The 22673-nt window shown below is 70.9% G+C and carries 16 protein-coding genes and 1 pseudogene; 3 read left to right on the plus strand and 14 right to left on the minus strand.

Features of this window, described 5'->3' with window-relative positions; all coding sequences use genetic code 11:
- Nucleotides 1–101: 101 nt before the first annotated feature.
- Entirely contained in the window at nucleotides 102–908 is an 807-nt protein-coding gene (locus tag G5C66_RS00750; protein ID WP_165108731.1) for an endonuclease/exonuclease/phosphatase family protein, read from the plus strand.
- Here G5C66_RS00750 and G5C66_RS00755 read toward each other — a convergent pair.
- From G5C66_RS00755 to G5C66_RS00765, 3 genes and pseudogenes are all read right to left on the minus strand, one after another.
- Nucleotides 892–2949 (minus strand): oxidoreductase, encoded by a 2058-nt coding sequence (locus G5C66_RS00755; protein WP_165108733.1) that lies wholly within the window; start codon nucleotides 2947–2949, stop codon nucleotides 892–894. The two genes, G5C66_RS00750 and G5C66_RS00755, sit on opposite strands and share 17 nt — an antisense overlap.
- Nucleotides 2946–4460 (minus strand): annotated as a pseudogene (locus G5C66_RS00760) (APC family permease). The gene G5C66_RS00755 and the pseudogene G5C66_RS00760 overlap by 4 nt, the downstream one beginning before the upstream one ends.
- Nucleotides 4461–4502: 42 nt before the next feature.
- Complete coding sequence (locus G5C66_RS00765) at nucleotides 4503–5987, minus strand: aldehyde dehydrogenase (RefSeq protein ID WP_338144023.1); 1485 nt, start codon at nucleotides 5985–5987, stop codon at nucleotides 4503–4505.
- A gap of 99 nt (nucleotides 5988–6086) precedes the next feature.
- Here G5C66_RS00765 and G5C66_RS00770 point away from each other — a divergent pair, with 99 nt between their 5' ends.
- Nucleotides 6087–6740 carry a TetR/AcrR family transcriptional regulator gene (locus tag G5C66_RS00770; RefSeq protein ID WP_165108737.1) on the plus strand — a complete coding sequence of 218 codons (654 nt, stop codon included), beginning with the start codon at nucleotides 6087–6089 and terminating at the stop codon, nucleotides 6738–6740.
- A 2-nt stretch (nucleotides 6741–6742) separates the two neighbouring features.
- Here the strand turns inward: G5C66_RS00770 and G5C66_RS00775 are convergent, their stop codons facing one another.
- From G5C66_RS00775 to G5C66_RS00790, 4 genes are all read right to left on the minus strand, one after another.
- On the minus strand, nucleotides 6743–7348 hold the full coding sequence (locus G5C66_RS00775; protein ID WP_165108739.1) for a hypothetical protein: 606 nt from the start codon (nucleotides 7346–7348) through the stop codon (nucleotides 6743–6745).
- Nucleotides 7349–7402: 54 nt separating this feature from the next.
- On the minus strand, nucleotides 7403–7966 hold the full coding sequence (locus G5C66_RS00780; RefSeq protein WP_165108741.1) for a PIN domain-containing protein: 564 nt from the start codon (nucleotides 7964–7966) through the stop codon (nucleotides 7403–7405).
- Complete coding sequence (locus G5C66_RS00785) at nucleotides 7963–8349, minus strand: excisionase family DNA-binding protein (RefSeq protein WP_165108743.1); 387 nt, start codon at nucleotides 8347–8349, stop codon at nucleotides 7963–7965. The genes G5C66_RS00780 and G5C66_RS00785 overlap by 4 nt, the downstream gene beginning before the upstream one ends.
- A gap of 74 nt (nucleotides 8350–8423) precedes the next feature.
- Nucleotides 8424–9626: an MFS transporter gene (locus G5C66_RS00790; RefSeq protein WP_206443572.1), complete on the minus strand. Its 1203-nt coding sequence runs from the start codon at nucleotides 9624–9626 to the stop codon at nucleotides 8424–8426.
- Nucleotides 9627–9674: 48 nt separating this feature from the next.
- Between G5C66_RS00790 and G5C66_RS00795 the strand changes: the two genes are divergently transcribed.
- Entirely contained in the window at nucleotides 9675–10331 is a 657-nt protein-coding gene (locus tag G5C66_RS00795) for an FCD domain-containing protein (protein ID WP_165108745.1), read from the plus strand.
- A gap of 75 nt (nucleotides 10332–10406) precedes the next feature.
- On the opposite strand, the gene G5C66_RS00800 is transcribed toward G5C66_RS00795, so the two are convergent.
- From G5C66_RS00800 to G5C66_RS00830, 7 genes are all read right to left on the minus strand, one after another.
- On the minus strand, nucleotides 10407–13964 hold the full coding sequence (locus G5C66_RS00800; protein WP_241248108.1) for a TIM-barrel domain-containing protein: 3558 nt from the start codon (nucleotides 13962–13964) through the stop codon (nucleotides 10407–10409).
- Nucleotides 13965–14069: 105 nt separating this feature from the next.
- Nucleotides 14070–14921: a class II fructose-bisphosphate aldolase gene (locus G5C66_RS00805; protein WP_165108749.1), complete on the minus strand. Its 852-nt coding sequence runs from the start codon at nucleotides 14919–14921 to the stop codon at nucleotides 14070–14072.
- A 1-nt stretch (nucleotide 14922) separates the two neighbouring features.
- A complete protein-coding gene (locus G5C66_RS00810) occupies nucleotides 14923–15828 on the minus strand; it encodes a 1-phosphofructokinase family hexose kinase (RefSeq protein ID WP_165108751.1) in 906 nt (301 codons plus the stop codon).
- Nucleotides 15825–16748, minus strand: coding sequence for an ROK family protein (locus G5C66_RS00815; protein WP_165108753.1), 924 nt, complete (start codon nucleotides 16746–16748; stop codon nucleotides 15825–15827). Before G5C66_RS00815 ends, G5C66_RS00810 begins: the two co-directional genes overlap by 4 nt.
- Nucleotides 16748–17665 carry an SIS domain-containing protein gene (locus G5C66_RS00820; protein WP_165108755.1) on the minus strand — a complete coding sequence of 306 codons (918 nt, stop codon included), beginning with the start codon at nucleotides 17663–17665 and terminating at the stop codon, nucleotides 16748–16750. The genes G5C66_RS00815 and G5C66_RS00820 overlap by 1 nt, the downstream gene beginning before the upstream one ends.
- A gap of 89 nt (nucleotides 17666–17754) precedes the next feature.
- Nucleotides 17755–18540 carry a DeoR/GlpR family DNA-binding transcription regulator gene (locus tag G5C66_RS00825; protein ID WP_165108757.1) on the minus strand — a complete coding sequence of 262 codons (786 nt, stop codon included), beginning with the start codon at nucleotides 18538–18540 and terminating at the stop codon, nucleotides 17755–17757.
- A 45-nt stretch (nucleotides 18541–18585) separates the two neighbouring features.
- Nucleotides 18586–22431 carry an endo-alpha-N-acetylgalactosaminidase family protein gene (locus G5C66_RS00830; protein WP_165108759.1) on the minus strand — a complete coding sequence of 1282 codons (3846 nt, stop codon included), beginning with the start codon at nucleotides 22429–22431 and terminating at the stop codon, nucleotides 18586–18588.
- Nucleotides 22432–22673: the final 242 nt, after the last annotated feature.

A 22673-nucleotide genomic window follows, 5' to 3' on the forward strand; every position in this document is an offset into this window, starting at 1 on the left:
GCCGCACCGGTCGAAGGCCCGGATCCCGCACGGGGTCCGGGCCTTCGGCGTTGGCTCGACACGTGGCCTGGGGCCGGCACGCCGTCTGACAGACTCCGCGCATGCACATCGTCTCGGTCAACGCGTGGGGTGGCGCCCGGTACGACGACCTCGCGGCCTGGCTGTGCACCACCGCCGCCGACGTCGTCTGCCTCCAGGAGGTGACCCGCACGGCTGGCCTGTCCGGCTGGACGTCCTTCGCCGACGGTGAGCGGTCGCTCCCCCAGCGGGCGAACCTGCACGACGACGTCCGCCGCCTGCTGCCGTCGCACGAGGGCCTGTTCCTGGCCAGCGACGCCGGGCCGGTGACCGACGGCGAGGGTCGCCGACACCAGCAGGACTTCGGCCTCGGCACGTACGTCAGCGAGGAGCTGCCGCTCATCGGCATGGCGAGCGCGTTCGTGCACGGCGGCTTCGTCGACCACGACGAGTGGACCGTCACTGACCGCCCACGCGCGGTGCAGGCGGTGCGGGTCGTCGACCGTACGGCCGGTCGCACCGTCTGCGTCGTGCAGCTGCACGGCCTGCGCGACCCGGCCGGCAAGGGCGACACTCCGGCCCGGCGCGAGCAGGCCGAGCGGCTCGCTGCCTTCGTCGAGGCGACCTGGGCTCCCGGCGACCTCGTGGTGGTGGCCGGCGACCTCAATCTGCTGCCGGACAGCGCCACCTTCGACGTGCTGCGCGACATCGGGCTGCACGACCTGGTCGGCACGGCCGACACCCGCACGTCGTCGTACCCCAAGCCGGTGCGACATGCGAGCTATCTGCTCGTCTCGGACCCGGAAGCCGTCGCGGGCTTCCGGGTCCGTGCGGAGCCGGAGGTCTCGGACCACCGGATCCTCGAGCTCGATCTCAGGCCAGCTGGGTGACCTCGCGCCGGAACGGCACCTCGTCGTTCAACGGCAGGACGGCGTCGAACTCCTCGGCCGCGCGGCGACCGGACCACACCGCGGCCGCGATCGTCGCGGGCGCCCAGGAGTCGCCGATGCCGCGTACGGAGGCGATCTCACCGGCGTCGCGACGCGCCACCAGGTCGAGGTAGAGCTCCTCGCGCGGGAGCCGGGCGGTCACCATGACGACCGCGTCGCAGTCGAGGTCGCGCTCGGCGCCGGCGTACACGTCCTGGACCCGGACGCCGCCGGTCCCGACGGACACGACCGCGTGGTCGGTCACCCGGGTGATGCCGTTCTCGATCAGGCGGCGCTGGATCCGGTTGATCTCGAAGGTGTTGTTGGTCCACGAGGAGACCTGCGAGCCGGTGGTGACGATCGAGACGTCATAGCCCTTCTGCGCGAGCAGCTCGGCGACGACACCGCCCAGGTAGTAGTGGTCGTCGTCGTAGACGACGACCTTCTTGCCGTCGGGCAGGCGGCCGGCGAAGAGGTCGTCGGGCCCGAGCACCTGCGCACCCTCGGCGATCGGCATCGCGGTGGTGTGGAAGCGGGCGACGCCGTCGGTGCGCCAGGTTGCCCCGGTGGCGGTGATGACGTGCTCGAAGCCGAACTCGACGATGTCCGCGGCCGCCATCGGGCTCTCGCGGTAGATCTCGACGTTGGGGAGATCGGCGAGGACGGCCTCGCGGTACTCCTTGACCCGGCCCCACGCGGACAGTCCCGGCAGCGCGGACTCCTGCGTCACCCGGCCGCCGAGGTCGCGGCCGGCCTCGGCCAGCACCACGTCGTAGCCCCGCAGGCCCAGGGCACGCGCGGCCTCCAGCCCGGAGGGGCCCGCGCCGACGATCAGCACGCGCGAGTCGCTCTCCTTGGCACGGATCTTCTCCGGGTGCCAGCCGCGACGCCACTCCTCCCCCATGCTCGGGTTCTGGGTGCAGCGGATCGGCGACATGGTGAGGTCGCCGGAGACGCAGATGTTGCAGCCGATGCACTCGCGGATCAGGTTGAGCCGGCCGTCGCGGATCTTGTTGGGCAGGAACGGATCCGCGATCGACGGGCGGGCCGCGCCGATCAGGTCGAGGATGCCGGCCCTGACCTGGCGCACCATCGCGTCGGGCGAGGTGAACCGGCCGACGCCGACGACGGGCTTGGTGGTCAGCTTCTTCAGCCCGGCGACGAACTCCTCCTGACGGCCCTCCGGCGCGAACCGGGAGGTGACCGAGTCGCCCTCCCAGCTGCCCATGGCGAAGTCCCACAGGTCCGGCAGCTCGCCGAGCTCGCGCAGCACGCCTTCGATGTCCTCGCGAGTGATGCCGCCGTCGATCTCCTCCTCGACCGTGATCCGGCAGGCCACGGCGGCCTTGCCTGCGACCTCCTCGATCGTGTCCTCGAGCAGCTCGCGCAGCAGCCGCATCCGGTTCTCCAGCGTGCCGCCGTACGCGTCGGTGCGGTTGTTGTAGCGCCGCGAGAGGAAGTGGTGCGGGGCGCCGTAGCCGTGGGCGCCGTAGACGTAGACGATGTCGTAGCCGGCCTCGAGCGAGCGGCGGACGGCGTTGCGGTGCCAGCGGCGCAGGTCCGCGATGTCCTGCAGCGACATCGCGCGGGCCTGGACCGGAGCGATCGTGTCGGGAGCGACCGGCAGGTGCGCGGGGCCGAGCGGGGTCTCACGGCTGAGCTGGTTGGGCGCGTTCATGCCGTTGTGGGCGAGCTCGATGCCGGCCAGGCCGCCGCCCTCGTGGATCGCGTCCGCGATCCGCTTGAGCGCGGGCAGGTCCTGGTCGTCCCAGATCCGCAGCTCGATGAACGGCGCGATGTCGGAGGTCGCGTGGATCTCGACCTGCTCGGTACACACCACCGACCAGCCGCCCTCGGCCTTGATCTTGCGCATCGCCGCCTGGGCGCTGGGGTCGCGGTAGCCCATCCCGTTGCAGTGGGGCACCTGGTAGAAGCGGTTCTTGGTCGTGAACGGCCCGATCTGGACGGGCTCGAACAGGATGTCGTACGGGGCAGCGGTCATCGGGTGGGCTCCTTGGCGGGAACGGACGGGACGGGCGCGCCGACCTGGGCGCGGACGCGGGCACCTCGGACGTACCCGACGGCGCACAGCAGGAGCAGGAAGCCGAGGGTGCCGAGGGTGAAGACCTCGAAGGTCAGCTGGCTGACACCCCAGATCTCCTCGAACGGGTACGTCTCGCCGAAGAGCCGCTCCAGGGTGCCCGGGAAGACGGCGACCCAGGAGCCGAGCAGGATCCAGGCGAAGGCCAGCCAGCCAAGCACCGCGAAGCCGCGGTCGGAGACGGGAACGCGGAACGGGCGCGGACGCTCCGGGTAGCGGGTTCGCAGCCGGATCGCAGCCGGGATCACCAGCAGGTAGCTGAGCAGGAAGGTCGAGATGGAGATGGTGAGCACGACGCCGAAGATCGAGGCTCCGTCACCGGTGACCTGCATGGCGACCAGCAGGAAGGCGGTGGCCACGACGCCGGAGAGCAGGTTGACCCGGACCGGGGTGCCCAGGCCCTCGTGGAAGCGCCCGAAGAACCCGCCGAAGAAGGAGCCGTCGGCGGCGGTCATCGCCTGCATCCGGTCGGAAATGATCATCCATGCGGCGCCCTGGCTCATCAGGATGTAGACGAAGACGACGGCGGTCAGGGCGAGCAGCGGCTCGGCCGCGGGGCCGTAGACGGAGTAGACGGTGCCGACGGCGTCGAGCAGCCCACCGATGCCGGTGATGTCGTCGCTGGGGACGACGAGCAGGATCGCGAAGATCGGCACCAGGTAGCAGACCGCGGCGGTGGCGCAGGAGCGGAAGATCGAGACCGGTACGTCGCGGGCCGGGTTCTCCATCTCCCCGGCGGCGCTGTTGGAGGACTCGAAGCCGAGGTAGGCGAAGAGCAGGATCGGCACCGAGCCGAACAGGCCGAGCAGCGTCGGGCTGAAGTCGCCACCGCTGAGGCCGACGACACCGTTCCTCGCGGCGTAGATGATCGTGGTCAACACGAAGAAGGCGAGCAGGCCGACCTTGAGGATCGCGCCGCTGGTCGGCAGCCACTTGCCCTTGCTGAGGCTGGCGATCGCCGCGACGACGGTGATCCAGATGAACACGATCTTGAAGACGTAGTCACCGACCGAGCCGTGCTCCAGCGGCGTGATGTGGACGCTCACGGTCTCGGCCGCGAGGAAGGCCATCGAGCCGCCGACCTACACCGGCTGGGTGATCCAGGTCAGGATCGCCGCCACGGCGGCGGCCGGACGCCCGAAGGCGTCGCGGACCCAGGTGTAGGCCCCGCCCTCCTCGCTGAAGGCCGCGCCGGTCTCGGCGAAGATCAGGCCGTACGGCACGAGGAAGAAGATCGCGAGCACGAGCGCCCACGTGAACGCCTCGGCGCCGTAGAGCGAGACCTGCCCGAGGGTCTCGAGGCCGACGACGGCGGCGATGAGCAGGAAGACGATGTCGAAGCGTCGCAGCGTCTTGCGGAGATGTGTCTGTTGCTCGGCCGCGAGCGCGGTCGGCTGGTTGGTCTGCGTCATGGTGTGTCCCTGGCTGTGGTGGATGGCCGGTCGGGCTGGCGGTCAGTGGTTGATCCAGACGGTCTTGAGACCGACGTACTTGTCGAGGGCGTGCAGCGAGAGGTCGCGCCCGAAGCCGGACCCCTTGAACCCGCCGAACGGGGTCCAGGCGCTGAAGGCGTCGACGCCGTTGACGGTCACCGTGCCGGCGTGGATCCGCTCGGCGAGCCGGTGCGCGCGGCTCAGGCTGCCGGTCGCGACCGAGGCGGCCAGGCCGTAGGCGGTGTCGTTGGCGAGCGTGACGGCCTCGTCCTCGGTGTCGAAGGGCGTGACCGCGAGGACCGGACCGAAGACCTCCTCGCGAGCGAGGGTCGAGGCCGGGTCGACGTCGTCGAAGACGGTCGGCTGGACGTAGCAGTCGCTGCCGTCGCGGGTGATCCGGTCGCCGCCGGTGACGAGCCGGGCGGCTGAGGCCCTGGCGCCGTCGACGAACTCCATGATCCGGTCGGTCTGCTCGGGCGAGACGATCGCGCCCATCCCGGCGGCCGGGTCGAGCGGGTCGCCCGGGGCGTACGCCTCGGCCTCCTTGGCGACGAGGTCGACGAACTCCTCGTGGACCTCGCGCTGCACCAGGACCCGGGAGTGCGCAGAGCAGACCGCGCCCTGGTTGAACCAGATGCCGAAGGCGGTCTGCTTGGCCGTGGCGGCGAGGTCCTCGGCGTCGGCGAAGACGACGTGCGGGCTCTTGCCGCCGCACTCGAGCCAGACCTGCTTGAGGTTCGACTGCCCGGCGTACTGCAGGAAGTACGCCCCCACCTCGGTCGAGCCGGTGAAGGCCAGCACGTCGACGCCCGGGTGGAGCCCGAGAGCCCTGCCGGTCGTCTCACCCAGTCCGGGGACGACGTTGAGGACGCCGTCCGGGATCCCGGCCTCGCTGGCGAGCTCGGCGATCCGCAGCGCCGAGGACGGGGACTGCTCGGCGGGCTTGAGCACGACGCTGTTGCCGGCCACCATCGCCGGGGCGACCTTCCAGGCGAGCATGTCGACGGGGTAGTTCCACGGCACGACGGCGCCCACGACGCCGAGCGGGACGCGGCGGATCAGGGCGGTCGTGCCCGGCGGGGTGGGCGCGACCTCGTCGTTGATCTTGTCGATCGCCTCGGCGTAGTAGCGGAACAGGTTCACCGAGAACGGCAGGTCGAGGTCGTACGCATCCACCACCCGCTTGCCCATGTCGAGCGAGTCCAGGACCGCCAGCTCGGCGGCGTGGTCGGCGAGGAGGTCGGCGAAACGGAGCATCCGCTCCCGCCGGAAGGCGACCCCCGCCCGCGACCAGCCGCCGTCGTCGTACGCAGCGCGCGCCGCGCGCACGGCCTCGTCGACCCCGGCGGCGCCGGCGTCGGCGACCTCGGCGAGCAGGGCGCCGGTCGCGGGGTTGCGGTTCTCGAAGGAGCCCTCCGCAGTGTCGACGGAACGGCCGCCGACGAACGCTCGGGTCCGGGGGCGGACCTCGGCGGCGATCTCTCGCCAGTCCTGGTGGGTACGCACAAGCAAATCCTTTCTTTGCGCTTCACCGCAAATATGAGCCTCGCCACACCAGGTGTCAATCAATCGCCCGCAGATTTCACACACGCGTTACGGTTGAGCATGGCTCGACGCAAGGACCAGGCCGCTCGGCGCGAACACCTGACCGCGGCAACGCTCACCGTCATCGCCGCCCACGGCTTGGCCGGCGCCACGATGAAGAACATCGCCGCCGAGGCCGGCATCTCGCCGCGCCTGATCGCCTACTACTACCCCGAGCTCGACGGCCTCATCGAGGCCGCCCACCAAGCCGCGACCGACCGTTACTACTGGTCACGTCAGCGGGCGATCGGGGGCGACCTCTCCCCCGCCGAGAAGCTCGGCCGCCTGATGTACTCCGGTCTTCCCCGAGGTGAGGACCTCCTCCTGAGCCAGGTCCTCGACGAGATCTCGGTCAACGCGAGCCGCAGCCCGATGCACGCCACCCTGATGACCCTGCTCTTCGACCGCGAGGTCTCGCTCTACACCGCCGTGCTCGAGGTCGGCCGCGCCACGGGCGCCTTCACGCTGACCGACTCGGCCGAGGCCATCGCCCGCAACTTCGTGGCCCTGGAGGACGCGTTCGGCCTCCACCTGCTCGCCCACAACTCGTCACTCAGTCTCGAGCGGGCCGAGCAGCAGCTGGCCAGCTACGCCCACGCCGCGCTCGGCGTGCGGGTCACCCCGATCGATCCGAATTTGCCCAAGGACGCAAAGAAATCCGGACTACGATCCTGATCTCATGCCCGTCGGCGCGACAGGGCCTCGATGCCCCAGCAGGCGAGGCAGCCGAGGATCGGGATGACCAAGACCGAGGCGGTCAAGACCAGGTCGGTGCTCAGTGCCTGGGGAGGCAACGACGCATCCAACCTCGATCGCCCCGCCAGCCACCCGACCGCGAGACCGACCGGGACCAGGAGGCCGATCAGCCATAGAGTGCCTCGGCGTCGAGCGACGCCCCATGCGACCACCGGGCATACCACCGAGATCACGAACAGGACCCGCGTCAGCACCATCCACCACTCGGTGCGCACGAGGTCGACCGGACCACGCGTCAGCATGAAGAGGACGACCAGCACGGACATCTGGCTCAGCCACGTCGGAAGCACCAGGAGCGGGGCAGTGAGACGACGCACGAGCGTGCGTCCACGCCAGATCAGCACCGCTGCGTACGCCATGAGGACGAGCGTCATCGAGGCACCTTGGACCGCGAACATCTCGGGATACCCGACCTCCCAGCGGAGCCGGTCCATGACCACCGAGCGCACGACCTCGGCAGCCAGGACGATGACCACCGCCACGACCGAGAGCCCGACCCGATCCGTCCGCTCCGCGGTTGTCGTCATGTCCAGCAGTATCGCGGGCCCGCCGACGTATGCGTGGAAGAACCGACGTGTCGGTCAATCACCAGCAACTGCCCGCCGAACCGCAGCGGCCGCACGGTCACCCGCGCATCGCGCGAGTGTGGCGAGCAGGTCCCCTTCGTCCTTCTTCGAGTGTCTCAGAGTCATCTCGTGCGCCAGCCGCATCTTGGCCGGCATCGAATCGGCGAGGCGGACGACCAGGTCGCCGGAGCCGATCAGCTCGATGCCACGCTCGTCCATCCATGACTTCGGAAAGTGCCGAACATTGTCGGTGAGGAGGATGTCGGCGTCCGCCGAGATCGCGGCCGCCAGAACGTGTCGATCCTTCGCATCCATCTCGACGTCTGCGACATCGTTGGCCGCGTCGGTGGTGACGTCGATGAGGGCATACTCCAGGTAAGCGTTCATCAGCTCTTCGAGCCGGTCGGTGTCCTCGACATCAAGGCCGAGGCTGGCCCGCAGGTTGCGGGACATCTCATCCAAGATCTCCTGGGACCAGTGGATCTCGATCGCGCCTGCGTCGGCGGCGTACAGGAAGTAGTCCCGAAGCGTGCGGGAGTAGAGAATGTTGGCGTCCGCGAGGACGACACTGAAGGTCAATCGACGAAACCGATCTCGTTCGAGAACTCGGCCAGAGCATCCGCCGCCTTCGCCCGTCGGGCCCGCCTTGCGCGCTCGAACGCCACCAGCGGCTCAGCCGGGATCCGATGGTGAGAACCCACCATGACGTGCTCGATGTCGCCGGCAGCGATCATCTTCATCAAGGTCGGGCGCGAGACCCCGAGGAAACTGGCTGCCTCCGTCGTCGTGAACGCCTCTTTGATCGGCACGACCACAGCACCAGACGTACGCTCGGCATCCAGGAGCGCCAGCACTTTCTCCGCGCTGGCGCGCGGCAGACTCAAGGAGACATGCACCGTCTCGTCCGCGTCATCAAGTGCTGCACGGAGCATCCGTACGTCGTCATTCAGCATCTCCGACATCTCAGAGCCTCCCTACACTCATCTGAAGCCAACTGGTGCAAGTGTAACCGAGGTTCGGCGCCCTAGCCAGAGGCTTAGTCCTCGGCCGAGCCTCCGATGACGACCGGGCGGCCGGCGACGTACCCGGCGACGATCTGGACGGCCCCGACACCGAGCAGCAGCGCGATCGGCACCGACCACGAGCCGGTGGACTCGCGGAGGAGGCCGACGACGAACGGGCCACCGGCGGCGAGCAGGTAGCCGATGCTCTGCGCCATCGAGGACAGCGCGGTGGTGCCGGCGGTGGTCGCGGTGCGGATGCTGAACAGCGTCAGCGTCACCGGGAAGACCGCGCCGCCTATGCCGATCAGCACCGCCCAGAGCCACGCGCCCGCGACGGGCGCGAGCCAGAGCCCGGCGAAGCCGACCGCCAGGAGCGCGGTCAGGACCGCGATCAGGTGACCCTGGGACGACGCGCGGATCGCGAGCGACGGGGCCAGGAAGAAGACGGGTACGCCGACCAGGATGCTCACCGAGAGCAGCAGTCCCGCCATCGCGTGGCTGAAGCCGGCGTCGGCGTAGATGCTGGGCAGCCAGCTCATCACTACGTACGCGAACAGCGACTGCGTGCCGAACACGACCGTCACCGCCCAGGCGACCGGCTCGCGCCACAGCGAGACCCGGGTCCCACCACCGCGGCGGTGGCCGCGGTCCCGCAGGTGCGGCACCCACGCCAGCAGGGCCAGGGCGGCGAGCAGCGCCCAGACCCCCAGACCGACCCGCCAGCTTCCGGCGGCATGGGCGATCGGAACCGTGACACCGGCGGCGATCGCCGCGCCCAGAGACATGATCGCGCTGTAGGCACCCGTGACGGCGCCGACCCGGTCCGGGAAGCCCTCCTTGACGACCGCAGGCAGCAGTACGTTGGCGAGCGCGATGCCGGCGCAGGCGACGAACGTGCCGGCCAGCAGCAGCCAGGGGTCACCGATCACCCGGACCAGCAGCCCGGCCACCAGGAGGCCGAGCGCGACGCCGAGGCCACGGTGTACGCCGAGCCGACGCGCGAGGGTCATCCCGGTCGCACCCACCACCGCAAAGCACAGCACCGGCAGCGAGGTCAGGAAGGACCTGGTGCCGGCCGAGAGCCCGTCGAGCCCGTCGAGCAGGGCACCGAGGGACGTGACGCCGCCGCGCAGGTTCGCCGCCACCAGCAGGACCGCGACCAGAAGCCAGGCCGCCGACCGTACGGCGGTGGTCGTCGACGGGGACTCGGGGCGGGACTGGAGTCGGGAGGTCACACCCCCTAGGATGCCAGACGTAGGATGATTGGACGAAAGGACGGCACGGTGCCACTCTCCACCACCACGCCCCGCTCCCTGGTCGACCAGGCGATCGACGGCATGCGCGAGCTGCTCACCGACGGCGAGTGGGCTGTCGGCGCCCGCATCCCGCCCGAGCCGGAGCTCGCCGCGGCGCTCGGTGTCAGCCGCAACACCGTGCGCGAGGCGGTGCGGGCGCTGGCCCACACCGGCCTGCTGGAGGTGCGTCGCGGGGACGGGACGTACGTCGCCGCCGCCAACGAGGTGGCCGCGATGATGCGACGCCAGGTCGGCCGGGTCGACCTGCAGCACGTCCTCGAGGTCCGCCACGCGATCGAGACCCAGGCTGCTGCGCTGGCCGCCCAGCGGCGTACCGACGACGACCTACAGGCACTGACCGCAATCATGGAGCGGCGAGCTACCGCCGTCGCGGCCGGGGATGCCGACGCCTTCGTCGACGCCGACGCGGAGTTCCATCTCGGGGTCGTCACGGCGACCCACAACCCGCTCCTCATCGAGCTCTACGCGGGCTTCGAGGACACCCTGCGCACGATGATCCATCTCGATGACGAGACGGACGAGCTCGCCGACGAGCACGCCGCCGTCCTGGACGGGATCCGCAGGCAAGACCCGACTGCCGCTGCGGCTGCTGTCACCGGCCTGCTCCACTCCCTCGCCCGCTGATTAGGGCGGCACCCTGGGGAGGGTTGTCCGAACCAGGTTCGGACAACCCTCCCCAGGGTCAAGCGCCGGTCACCACTAGTTCGGCGTCGCCCGCCAGCGCTGGGCCTCCGTCCCGGCGTCAGTCTGCTGGATCACGAGCCCGTCAGCACGGACCGCCAGGCTGAGACCGCTGTGCTTGGCGGAGATCTTCAGAGCCGCACCGTCGGCCGCGATGACCCAGCGCTGGTTGGGCGTGCCGGTGCAGGTGTACTCCACGACCGGGTCGCCGCTCGTCCTCGAGCCGTAGGCGACGTCGGCGCACAGACCGGTGCCGGCGTTCTTCAGCTGATAGCTGCCGTCGTCCTCATTCCGGGTGACCACCCACTTCTGCGACGCCGCCGCCCCGACCGCCGACGTGGTCAGCTGCCCGTTGGTGGTGCTGCGGGCGGCATCGAGAGCGAGGCCGGAGCCGACGTTACCGAGCGAGTACTGGCCGTCCGCCAGGGCCGGCGGCACGATCTCCTCGTCGCCGACCGTCATCGCGAAGACGTGCACCGCCGCGTTCGAGGGCAGCGTGACCGCCGCGATCTCCTTGGCCGGGTCGGTGCGCAGCGTCTTGGTGAACAGCCGGTAAGAGACGGTCGGGTAGGCCGGTCCGCTCGGCGTGTTCTTCCCGAGCGTGGTGACGGCCACCTTGGCGCCGTAGCTGTCGGTCGCCGCACAGCACCAGTTCGGGAAGCCGAGCGTCCCCGTGGAGGTGGTGCCGTCGGCGTAGTGCACCGTCGCCTTCCCCGACGCCGACAGGCTGGTGCCGGTGCCGAGGAACGCCAGCGCGTTGCCGCGCCCGCTGACCCTGATCGTCTCGCCGCCAGAGGCCACGTTGTCCGCGGTGCCCGGTTCCGACTCCGGCCAGCTGAAGTCGAAGCCGTTCGCGCTCACCGTCGCTCCGGGCGTGACCCCCTTCTCGGCGAGCTTGTTCGCGAGGAAGCTGCTCCCTCCCCCGTCGATGTCACCCGGCGCCGGGTCCTCGGCCCTGGTCACGCCGACGTTGTTGAACGCCGAGGCCAGGTCCGGGTGGGCGACGGTCGTGGTCGCCGAGTCGGTCACCGTGTAGGTCCGGTCGTGGGTCACGTACGTCGCCTCGACGCCGATCTGGACACGTCCGGGTTCCGCATCCGCCGGCGGCGTGACGCTGAAGGTCGCGGTGCGGGACGCGCCCGGCGCGAGTCCACCGGACACAGGACCACCCGCGCGCACGTCCCAGCCCTCGGGAGCGGTGGCGGTGACCGACTCGAGCTGCACGCGGGATCCGGTGTCGTTGATGAAGGTGGCGCTGACCTCGGCCGCCTCACCGGCGACCGCGATCGCGGAGGTGGTGGCGTCGAGGCTCACGTTGCGGTCGCCCGGGTGGCCGCCGCCGACGGCGGAGGAGCCGTTCAGCGCGACCACGGCCGCCGCGGACGTGGACAGCTTCCCGGTCTTCACCGACGTGACGCCCGTCGCGGCGTCGTGGAACCATCCGGTCGCCGCGTTCTCCAGCTCGGCGGCGGAGCCCCGCTGGGGCAGCTCCTTGCCACCCAGCTCCACGCTTCCGGGCTCCGCGTCGGCGTGCACCGAGAGCCCGTACTCGCGCGAGGCGGGCTTGCCGGCGTACGAGCCGTCGACCTCGCCCAGTCGCACCACGACGCGGCCGCGGCCCTGCTCGGGCGCGTCGACCTGGAACTTCTGGGTGGCGGACTCGCCCGAGGCGTGTGCTTGGCTGCGCCCGTCGTCCTCGTAGTTCACGAACGACGAGGAGCCCTGCGGGTAGATGTCCAGGTCGAGGCGGCCCGACTTCTTGCCCTGCTGCCAGTCGAGCGTGCCCTCCGGGAACTGCGGCACGACCGCACCGGCGCGTACGAACAGCGGCAGCGTGTCCAGCGGAGCCTTGTAGCCGTCGATCGTGGTCGGCCCCTGGTGGACCCGGCCGCTCCGGTAGTCGACCCAGGTGCCCTCGGGGAGGTAGATCCCGTCGCGGGTCGTGCTGTCCTCGTAGACCGGCGCGACCAGGAAGTCGTCCCCGGCGAGGAACTCGTACTTCACCGCGTCGCCCCAGGTCTTCGGGTCCTCGGGATAGTTGAGGTAGAGCGGCTTGACCGCACCGACGCCGTTGCGGTGGGCCCGCATCGTGTGCGTGTAGAAGTAGGGCAGCAGCCGCTCGTGCAGGCTCAGGTACTTCCGGTTGATCGAGGTGTAGGGCTCGCCGTAGCGCCACGGCTGCTTGTCGGAGGCGGCCCACCCGCTCATCAGGTAGGTCATCGGCAGGAACATCTTCCACTGCATGTCCCGGACGTACGTCTCCGCGCTGCCGCCGAAGATGCCGTCGACGTCACCGGTGGCGAGGTGCTGGCCGGACATGGTGGAGCCGGCGTACGTCGGGATCTGCCAGCGGATGTAGTCCCAGCTCCCCGACTGGTCGCCGCTCCACACCGCGGCACAGCGCTGGGTGCCGGCCCACCCCTCGACGGTGAGCACGGTCGAGCGGTCGGCGCTGTTGGTCTCGATGCCGTCGCGGGCCTGCTCGCAGGCGTCGAGCGCGAAGCGGTAGCCCGGGCCGACCCAGGCGACGTCGGTCTTGCGGACGCGTACGCCGGCCTTGACCTCGGTCTCCTGCTCGGTGAGGTCGTCCTCGGTCCACAGGCCGAGCTCGGCGCCGTGGTCGTTGAGCATATCGCCGGTCTCGGCCAGGTCCTCGTAGCCGCAGCCGTAGCCGTCGTTGACCAGCATCCAGCCCAGAGGCAGGTCGTGCTCGGCGTAGCCGTCTGCGATCGCCTTCGAGTCGCGCAGGGTCTCGCGCTCGCCGCGGTTGGCGTTGTGCAGGTAGCAGTCGGCGTCGCCGACCTCCAGGGCGTACATCGGGACCGCGACCGGTCGGCCGGTCAGCTCGGTGTAGGAGTCGATGACGCGCTTGGCGTCGCCGACGAAGTAGTAGGCGTCGAAGCGCTGCTCGTCATGGGTGGTCGTGGTCGGCGCGCCGAAGTCGTAGCTGCCGGGCGCGAAGGTGTTGCGCAGCACCCCGTAGCCGCGGGAGGAGACGTAGAACGGCACCGCGTTGGGGTTGCCGCCGTCGTTCCAGTTGAAGTCGCGCGAGATCTTGATCGTCTCGCCGCGGTGGCTGAACCGGCCGTTCTGCATGCCGCCGCCGAAGAACTGCTCCTCGGCGCCGCGCTCCAGGTGCTGCGAGGTGCCGTTGTCGTCCCAGGTCAGCGGCGAGGCCTCGGACATCAGCACCCGCCCGCTCGGGTCGGTGAGGCGCAGGGTGATCGGCCGCTTGGTCACGGTGAGCACGGCCTTCGCCGTGCTGATGACGTACGCCGCGTCGGTCTCCTTCACCTGCGACTGCCCGCCGGGGTAGTCGCGCTTGACGACGATGTCGGCGTCGGGAGCGGCGGGGTCGGTGGGGTCCTCGTTGGCCGGGTCGTCGAACTCGCCGTTCGGGGCGAGGCGTACGCGGACCATGTCGGTGTCCTCGAAGGTCACGCGCAGCGCTGCCTCTCCGGAGGCGAAGGTGTAGCTGTCGCCGTCGCGCTCGAAGCCGCTGACGTCGCCGAGCTCGCCGGTCGCCTCGGCCGCCACCGAGCTGACCGGGCTGAGCGCGACCAGGCCCGCAGCCAACCCGACTCCCGCGACCAGAAACCGTCTGAGTAATTGATTGAACATGATCGCATCACGCCCTAATTAGTCAGAATCAATCGAAGTCGAGGGCGACTGTAACGCAGGTCACACGGCGCGGTCCACCATCGGTCCACCGATCAGCGCGAGCACGCGCGCTGCCTCGCCGGCGACCGCGTCGCGGCCGGCGCCGAGGTACTTGCGGGGGTCGACCTTCGCCTCGTCCGTCAGGGCCTCGCGAACGGCCCGGGTGAAGGTCGCGTTGAGGTGGGTCGCGATGTTGATCTTGGTCATCCCGGCCCGGACGGCCGCCACGATGCCCTCGTCGGGGACCCCGGAGGAGCCGTGCAGCACGAGCGGAACGTCGACGGCGTCGGCCAGCCGGGTGATGAGCTCGTTGTCGAGGGACGCCGTGCGCGTCGTCATCGCGTGCGAGGACCCGACCGCGACCGCGAGCGCGTCGACCCCGGTGGCCTCGACGTAGGCCGTGGCCTCGTCCGGCCGGGTGCGGGCTCCCGGTGCGTGCACGCCGTCCTTGCCACCCACCTCGCCGAGCTCGGACTCGACGGAGACGCCGCGCTCGTGGCACCAGGCAGCGATCTTGGCGGTGGCGGCGACGTTCGAGTCGTAGTCGAGCCTGGAGGCGTCGAACATCACCGAGGGACAGCCCAGCTCGACGGCCTCCTCGACCAGCTCGACCCGGGTCGCGTGGTCGAGGTGGACGCACACCGGCACCGTGGCGCGCTCCGCGATCGCGAGGGTGGCGCCCAGCAACGGCGCGAGGCCGCCGCGGTAGTCGGCGGTGTTCTCCGAGATCTGCAGGACGACCGGACGGCCGGCGTGCTCGGCGCCGGCGACGATCGCCTCGGCCAGCTCGAGCTGGATGACGTTCATCGCGCCCAGCCCGCGACCGGTTCCCCGAGCGTGGTCGAGCAGCAGGGACATCGGTGCCAGGGGCATCTCAGGCCTCCTTGTCGACTCGTCCGACCTTGATGTCCGCCAGGACCGACGCGTACGTCGCGGCGTCGATCTCGCCGGCGATCGGCGCGACCACCGCGGCGGCGCCCAGGGCAGCGGCGTCGCGCAGGATCTCCGGCCACGGTCTGCCGTGGGCGAGACCGCGGGCGAGCCCCGCGGCGGCCGCGTCCCCGGCGCCGGTCGGGTTCCCGGAGATCCCGGCGGGCGGGTTCACCTCCCAGCAGGCGCCGTCGGCGCACGCGACCAGGCCGAGCCGGCCGCGGGTCAGCACGACGGGTCCGCCGTGGCGCTCGGCGAGCTCGGCGACCGCGGCCACCAGGTCGTCGGGGGCGCGCCCGAGAAGTCGCGCGATCTCGTCCTCGTTGGGGGTCAGGACGGCCCCGGTCCCGACCGCCGCGGCCAGCGCCGCGTCGTCGAGGTCGAGGAGCACCGGCACGCCGGCGGCGGCCGCGAGCCGCGCGATCCGCACCGGCAGGTCGACGGGCACCCCGGGTGCCAGGCTGCCGGAGACGGTGACGGCCGTCGCGGCCGCCAGCCGAGCCTCGACGAGGTCGAGCAGCCGCTGGTCGGCGCCGGGCGCCGCCTGCCGGCCGGGCTCCCACAGCGAGGTCGTCGACTCGGCGACGACGACCAGGGCGCGGCGTACGTCCTCGAGCTCGGGCAGGAACGTCGACGGCAGCTCCGCTGTGAGGGCCTCCGCGAACCGGGCGTCGGCGAGACCGATCGCGTGCGTCGGCTCGCCCAGCTGGTGCAGCACCCGGGCGACGTTCACGCCCTTGCCGCCGAGCCGGGTGGTGACCTCGGCAACCCGGTGGACCTCGCCCACGGTCAGCCGGGGCAGCCGGTAGGTCACGTCGATCGCCGGGTTGAGGGTGACCGTGAGGATCATGCGCGATTCTCCGTCGGGGCGAGGGCGAGTCTGGCGGCGCCGACGAGGCCTGCCCGGCCGCCGAGGGAGGAGAGGCGTACGGGTGGCACCGCGGTCACGCCGGCGCGCTCGTGCATCCGGGCTTGCAGCGGGTCGAGCAGCGCTCCCCCGGCCTCGGCGATGCCGCCGCCCAGGATGATCTCGCCGGGGGCCAGCAGCGCTCCGACGGCGAGGAAGCCGTCGGCCAGCGCGGTGATCGCCTCGGACCAGACCTCGGCGGCGAGTCCGTCGTGCTCGGCTCGCACGACCAGCTCGGCGACACCGGTGATCCCGGCGTCACTGGTGTCGCTGGTGTCGCCGCCCAGCGCGGCGTACCTCTCCAGCATCGCGCGGGCGCCCGCGCGCGCCTCCACGCAGCCGCGCCGGCCGCAGACGCACGGCGGCCCGGCCGGGTCGACCACCAGGTGGCCGAGCTCGCCGGCCTGCCCGGAGACCCCGACGACCGCCCGACCCTCGACGTACGTCACCGCAGCAACACCCGTGCCGAGCACCGCCACGAGCGCCGAGGCCGGTGACCCGGCATCGGCCCAGATCGCGCCCGCGGCGGCGGCCGTGTCGTGCACGACCGTGACCGGCAGGCCCAGGCGCTCGGCGAGCGGCGCCGCCACCGGGGTGTCGACCAGGCCGAGGTTGACCGCCCGGCGGGAGATGCCGGACTCGGTGTCGACGAGACCGGGGAAGGCGACGCCGACCCCGGAGACCTCCGCCCGGGCGGCCGGGCTCAGGCCGGCGAGGAGCTCCTCGCCCATCCGCGCGATGTCGCCGAGCACGGCCGGGCCGGTCCGGGTGGCCACCCGCGACTCGGCCAGCACCACGTCGTCAGGCCCGACCACGGCGCCTCGCACCGAGGTGCCGCCGACGTCGAACGCGAGGGCTCGCATCACGCGGGAGGGGCGGCAGCCGGGCTGAGGATGATCGAGCGCGTCAGGTTGCGCGGCGCGTCCGGATCGAGGCCGGCGCGACGGGCCCGCTCCACGCAGAGCAGGTGCACCCGCACCAGCTCTGCGAGCGGGTCGACCTCGGAGCGGATCAGGTCGGCGCCGGTGACCGCGACGTCCTCGGCGAAGCCGGACACCAGGTCGCCGAAGGCCCACACGACCCGGCCGGGGGCGCTGATCGAGAGCGGGCCGTGACGATACTCCATCATCGGGTAGGACTCGGTCCACAGCTGCGCCGACTCCCGCAGCTTGAGCGCCGCCTCCTGCGCGACCCCGTTGGTCCAGCCTCGGCCGACGAAGGTGAGCTGGTCGGCGGTCAGCGCCGGACCGGACCCGTCCGCACCGGCGTCGATGATCTGCTGGGCCTGCTCGGAGGCCCGGGTCAGGTCGTGACCGAGGTGCCAGCGCAGCATCGCGAGCGCGGTGGTCGCGAAGCGGGTCTGCACCACGGACTTCTCGTCCACCTCGGGCATCAGGATCGGCTCCGCCACCTCGAGCGCCGGGGTGCCGGGCGAGGACGAGATCACCGACGCCGGGATCCGTCCCTCGACCCGGGTGAGCAGGTCGATGACCTCGGTCGTCGTGCCGGACCGGGTGATCGCCAGCAGCCGGTCGTAGCCGCGGTCGATCCGGGCCTCGGTCGGCGTCCAGGCGTCGGTGATGCCCTGGCCCTGCTCCTCGCGGAGCGCGGCGTACGCCTGGGCCATGTAGAGCGAGGTGCCGCAGCCGACGACCGCGACCTTCTCCCCCGGCTTCGGCAGCGCGTCGGCGAAGCGCTCGGCGGTGTCACGGGCCGCCAGCCAGTTGGCGGGCTGGGTCGCGATCTCGGCGGCGAGATGCGTCGGTGCGGATGCGGTCATGGTGTCGGGTCACCCTCCGATGTGTTGCCAGGCTGGAGCCGAATCATCCAACGCGCTGCGCGTTTCTGTCAATAAAGTGCGCTAAATGATCATTTTCGCTCAGTCGCGATGACGATCTCCGCGCCGTGCTCGGCCAGCGCCTTCGCGAGCGGCTCGGGCACCGCACGGTCGGTGACCAGCATGGAGACGGAGTCGAGATCGCGGATGCGCGCGAACGTCGGATGCTCGAGCTTCGTGCTGTCGGCCACGACGATGGTGCGCTGCGCGGCCGCGATGAAGTCGGCGCTGATCTTGGCCTCGGCCGGGTGGATCGTGGTGAGGCCGGCGCGAGTGCTGATGCCGTCGACGCCGAGGATCGCGGTGTCGATGTGGATCTTCGACAGCACCCCCTCGCTCAGCGGACCGACCAGCTCGTAGGACTGGGTGCGGGCTGCTCCCCCGGTCACCACGATGTTGACGTTGGGCCGGATCGACAGCTCGTAGGCGATGTTGAGCGCGTTGGTGACGACGGTGATGCTGTCGTCCTCGGCCAGGTCGGGGTGGCGCCCGATGGAGCGTGCCACCTCGCTGGTGGTCGTCCCGCCGTTGAGCGCGACCGTCTCCCCCGGCACCAGCAGGTCGGCGACCGCGGCCGCGATCGCCCGCTTGGCCTCGGCCTGGCGACCGATCTTGTACTGCAGCGGCAGCTCGTACGCCGACCCGAGCGCCGTCGCCCCACCATGCGTCCGGGTGACCAGCCGCTGGTCGGCGAGGTGCCCGATGTCGCGGCGGGCGGTCGCCGCCGAGACACCGAGCGCGCTCTCGACCTCCGCGATCGTGACGTGCCCGTGCTCGCTGATCAGCTCGAGCAGCTGGTTGAGTCGCTGTTGTCTCATGGGCCCCCTTCCTGGGTCCCGGACAGCCTACGCAGTTCCGGCGCCTCAGGAGCCGCAGCGGAACATCGCGTCGGCCCAGTCGGCGTGATCGTTGCCGATCCCGTCACCGGCATCGCCCACGACCAGGTCGACGAAGTCGGCGCCGGTGACGTCGGCGGTGACCGACTCGGTCGCGCTGGCCGGCCCGAGGGTGCCGGTCTCGGCGACGGTACGCCCGTCCGCGACCACCGAGAACCGCACCGACCCGCGCGAGGTCTGGGCGTCGTCCACCCCGACGTCGGCGGTGAAGGAGGTGCAGTTGCCGGCCAGGTAGTAGCGGACCTTCGAGACCGCGTGCGCGCCCAAGCCCTTGGCGTAGACCTTGCCGTTCAGCGTGATCGGCCGGCCGTCACCGGCGGCGTTCTCCCCCACGCTGGTGTCGCGCTCGACCGGTCCCCAGCCGTTGGTGCCCGAGATCCAGCCGAGATCGCTGGCGTAGGTGTCCGCGGTCGGCGGGGGCGGCGCGGTCTGCACGGTGGCGGAGCGGGTCACCGTGCGCGTCCGACCCGCGATCTCGTACGTCGCAGCAGCATCGAGCCGATAGCTCGACTCGGCGGCGTCGGCCGGCGGTGTGACCTTCCAGGTGACCGTGTGGCTCGCCCCGGGAGCGAGCGAGTCGAAGGCCGCCGGGGTGGAGGCCTCCGCCGTCCAGCCCTCCGGCACCTCGAGGTCGACCTTCCCGGCGCCGGTCGCCGACGCCTCGTCGCTGGTCAGCGTCGCGGTGACCTCGCTGACGCCGCCCGGCAGCAGCTTCTCCTCGCCGGCGTCGACGGCGAGGGTCGCGCAGGCCGGCTGGTCGGCCGCCTCGCCGAGGTCCTCGACGGTGAAGTCGTCGATGCTGATGTCGCCGTTCGCGCCGTTGCCGTCGGCGGTCCGCAGACCGACCCAGTAGTCACCGCAGCCGCCGGCCACGAACTCGTCGCTGAACCGGGCGGTCTCGACCTCCCGGCCGATCGGGCGGGCAGCGACCTCGACCGAGCGCGGCTCGCCGCTCGCGACCGAGTCGTAGCCGGTCACCCACTCGTAGTCGTCGTCCCGCTCGGCCTGGTGGTCGAAGGAGACCCGGTAGCGGTGGCCGGGCTCGAGACGTACGGTCTGCGGGACGGTGCGGTAGACGAGACCGCCGTTCTCGGCGTGCGACTTGAGCGACCAGTCGCCGCTGATCACGTCGTCGGTGACCTTCCCGTTCCAGCCGCTCTGCGTGTAGGGCTCGTGGCGCTCGGCCAGGTGCGTACGCGGGTCGGTGACGCCGCCCGAGGTGCCCTTGACGAACGGCGACCAGCCCTGGACGACCTCCTCGAAGTCCTCCTGGACGATGACCTTCGCCCCAGGGGCGGGAGCCAGGTCGCGGTCGATCGCGACGACGCGTACGTCATCCACGCGGACGCGTCCAGGGCCCGCCGCCGCGGAGATCTTGACGGTCGCGGTGCCGTCCCGGCCGGCGTCGAAGGGCACCTCGACCCGCTGGAAGTAGGTGCTGTGCAGCTCGTCGGCGGCGACCAGGTTCTTGGCGCTCGAGCGCTCGACGCGGTTGGTGTAGGTCTTCCCGCCGGAGGTGACGGTGACCGTGGTGGGGCGGCTGTGGCCGGGCTCGACCTCCACCCAGACGCCCAGCGCGTTGCGGCCGCTGCGCAGGCCGTGGAGGCGCTGGCTGATCGCGGCCTGCCCGCCGGCGCCGAGGACGGCGACCTGCTGCCCGGTCGAGGTACGTCCCGTGGTGGCCGGGCCGCTCGGGTGCCACGCCTCCAGGTTGCCGGCGTTGAAGCCGGGGTCGGCGACGTGGCTGCCCTGGCCCCACTGCGGCTCGGGCGAGCTGCCGGGGGTCTTGGTCAGGACGTACGCCGTGCCCGCCTTCGCGTCGAGGGTGACCTTGCCGGCACGCACCGGCACGCTGCCGGCCGCGACCCGGCCCTGCTCGGTGAGCTCGTAGACGTTGAGCCGACCGCTGGTGCTCCACTCGTCGGTGAGACTCCACGTCGTCCGGCCGCCGTCGGTGTTGTGGTGGTAGAGCTTGGTGTCGTCCTTCCAGGGCAGCAGGTAGGCGTCGCCGTCGAGGACGAGGTCGCCGTCCTGGTAGATCTTCCGCGTCGCGGCGGTGGAGCCGGTGTTGACTACACGGACGCCGCCGTCCTGGACGATCTCGTCGGCGCTCCAGCGCAGGATCGGGTTCTGCTGGAGGTACTTCGTCGGCAGGTTGGTCCGCCAGATGTTGTCGTAGAAGGCGTCGACGTCGTTCTCACCGGTCCAGCCCTCGAACTCGACGATCTCGGTGTGCCCGAGCAGCTTGTCGGGGTTCCAGGTGTCCTTCTGCCCGTTGCGTACGAACCGGATCATCTGGCTGTTCAGGCCCTTGTTGGTGGCGCCGCCGTAGGACTCGTCGTTGGCCCAGTGGGACCAGAGCGCGTCCTCCTCGAAGTGGTAGGACCACTCGGTGCCGATGTTCCAGCCCTGCCCGCGCAGCTCCTGAGCGAGCCGCTCCTGCAGCCAGCCGTAGGAGTAGTAGACGTCGATGTAGAGGAAGTCGAGGTTGTCGTGCGTCTCGCGGCGCAGCTGAGCGAAGCGGTCGACGATGTTCTTGGTCGCGAGGTCGGTGCGCTGGTCGATGTAGTAGGACTGGTCGATCCAGTCCCAGCCGGGGCTGTTCTCGTTGACCAGGGTCTCGTCGAAGGTCTTGGCCTCGGGGTAGGCCTCGGTCGCGTTGACGTGGACGCCGAAGTCGGCGCCCCACTTCTCGCCCTCGCGGGCGAGGGTGTTGAGGTCCTCGAGCCCGCCGGCGCGGGTGTTGTAGTTGCCGCCGTAGTCGGGGTGCGCGGAGTCGTGGCCCTCGGAGCCGTAGCCCTTCAGCACGGCCAGCTGACCCAGCCCGTCGGTGGCCAGCGAGACCCGCTTGACGTCGTCGAGCGTACGCAGGAACGGATGGGTCGCCTGGCTGGCGAAGTTGAACGGGATGTGGGTGACCACCCGCTCGGGCGTCTCGTCCGCGCCATTCATGGGCCGCTGGATGTCGCGCAGCGCGATCGCGCCGTCCTGCCAGTCGACCCGCTGGTCATCGTTGGCGTCAGGGGTGACGGTGACCTTCGCCCACGGGAGCTCCTCGGTGTAGGGCGAGCCCGTCGCGCGGTAGGTCCACTGGCCGCTCCACAGCCCGACCCGGCGGCCGTTGTCGGTGGCGCTGACCTTGCGCCAGATCCGGCCGCGCTCGTTGGTCGAGTCGCCGCCGCTCTGGTCGTAGACCGAGTTGGTCTCGATGGCGGCGGCCAGCTGGTCGGTGTCGACGATGGCGTATGCAGACCCGACCGGCGTCGCGGTCGTGGCCAGGTCGGCGGTGACCTCGGTGTGGGTGTCGCCGTTCTTGGTGCGGTCCGCGCTCACGATCGCGGTGCTCACGGTGGCGCCGGCCTGGTCGGAGCTGACCGAGAGGAGGTCGTGCCCCGGGATGTCGAGGGTGCCGACCCGGTGCTCGGCGGTGTCGGTCACCTTGGTGACCGCGAAGGTGACGACGTCGACGGCCACCTCGAGCTTCGCGTCGAGCTCGACGCCGGGCAGGTCGGCGAAGGTCAGCCGGTAGGTCGCGGTGTCGGCGTCTACCTGGGTGCCGGTCACGGTCGCCGTGTGCGTTGTGCCGTTGATGCGTACGTCCGTGGGCACCGTGGCCGCGCCGCCGATCTCGCCGCCGGCGGTGTGCCGGTAGCCGAGCACGGCCGGGAAGTCCTCGGCCACCTGGACGGTCAGCAGGGGTGAGGTCAGGGTGAACGCAACCACTGGGGCGGCGTGGCTTTCGGGCGCGATCGCGATCACGCCGGCGAAGGCCGTCACGGACGCGAGGAGGGCGGTGGGGAAACGCTTCGGCATCGTGACTCCCAAGGGTGGGGGTGGGCCTGACGAGGTCCGTCCATCATGCAGAGTTTTGCGCGGATTGGCTACGTATTGCGCAAAAGTTGTCACACATGCTCGGCACCGGGCCACAACCCTGGGGAGGGCTATCCGAACCTGGTTCGGATAGCCCTCCCCAGGGCCAACGACCTAAGGCGCGCCGGCGACCATTCGATAAAGGTCCAGTGGGCACAGATCTCCGACTCCAAACCTCGTACGGT

This window comes from Nocardioides turkmenicus, assembly GCF_011045035.1.
Lineage (GTDB): Bacteria > Actinomycetota > Actinomycetes > Propionibacteriales > Nocardioidaceae > Nocardioides > Nocardioides turkmenicus.

Excerpts from the sequence above, each read along its gene's own strand:
- G5C66_RS00825 (WP_165108757.1), bottom strand. The coding sequence starts at position 18,540 with ATGAGACAACAGCGACTCAACCAGCTGCTCGAGCTGATCAGCGAGCAC.
- G5C66_RS00770 (WP_165108737.1), top strand. The coding sequence starts at position 6,087 with ATGGCTCGACGCAAGGACCAGGCCGCTCGGCGCGAACACCTGACCGCG.
- G5C66_RS00755 (WP_165108733.1), bottom strand. The coding sequence starts at position 2,949 with ATGACCGCTGCCCCGTACGACATCCTGTTCGAGCCCGTCCAGATCGGG.
- G5C66_RS00785 (WP_165108743.1), bottom strand. The coding sequence starts at position 8,349 with ATGTCGGAGATGCTGAATGACGACGTACGGATGCTCCGTGCAGCACTT.
- G5C66_RS00815 (WP_165108753.1), bottom strand. The coding sequence starts at position 16,748 with ATGCGAGCCCTCGCGTTCGACGTCGGCGGCACCTCGGTGCGAGGCGCC.
- G5C66_RS00775 (WP_165108739.1), bottom strand. The coding sequence starts at position 7,348 with ATGACGACAACCGCGGAGCGGACGGATCGGGTCGGGCTCTCGGTCGTG.
- G5C66_RS00805 (WP_165108749.1), bottom strand. The coding sequence starts at position 14,921 with ATGCCCCTGGCACCGATGTCCCTGCTGCTCGACCACGCTCGGGGAACC.
- G5C66_RS00830 (WP_165108759.1), bottom strand. The coding sequence starts at position 22,431 with ATGCCGAAGCGTTTCCCCACCGCCCTCCTCGCGTCCGTGACGGCCTTC.
- G5C66_RS00820 (WP_165108755.1), bottom strand. The coding sequence starts at position 17,665 with ATGACCGCATCCGCACCGACGCATCTCGCCGCCGAGATCGCGACCCAG.
- G5C66_RS00750 (WP_165108731.1), top strand. The coding sequence starts at position 102 with ATGCACATCGTCTCGGTCAACGCGTGGGGTGGCGCCCGGTACGACGAC.
- G5C66_RS00810 (WP_165108751.1), bottom strand. The coding sequence starts at position 15,828 with ATGATCCTCACGGTCACCCTCAACCCGGCGATCGACGTGACCTACCGG.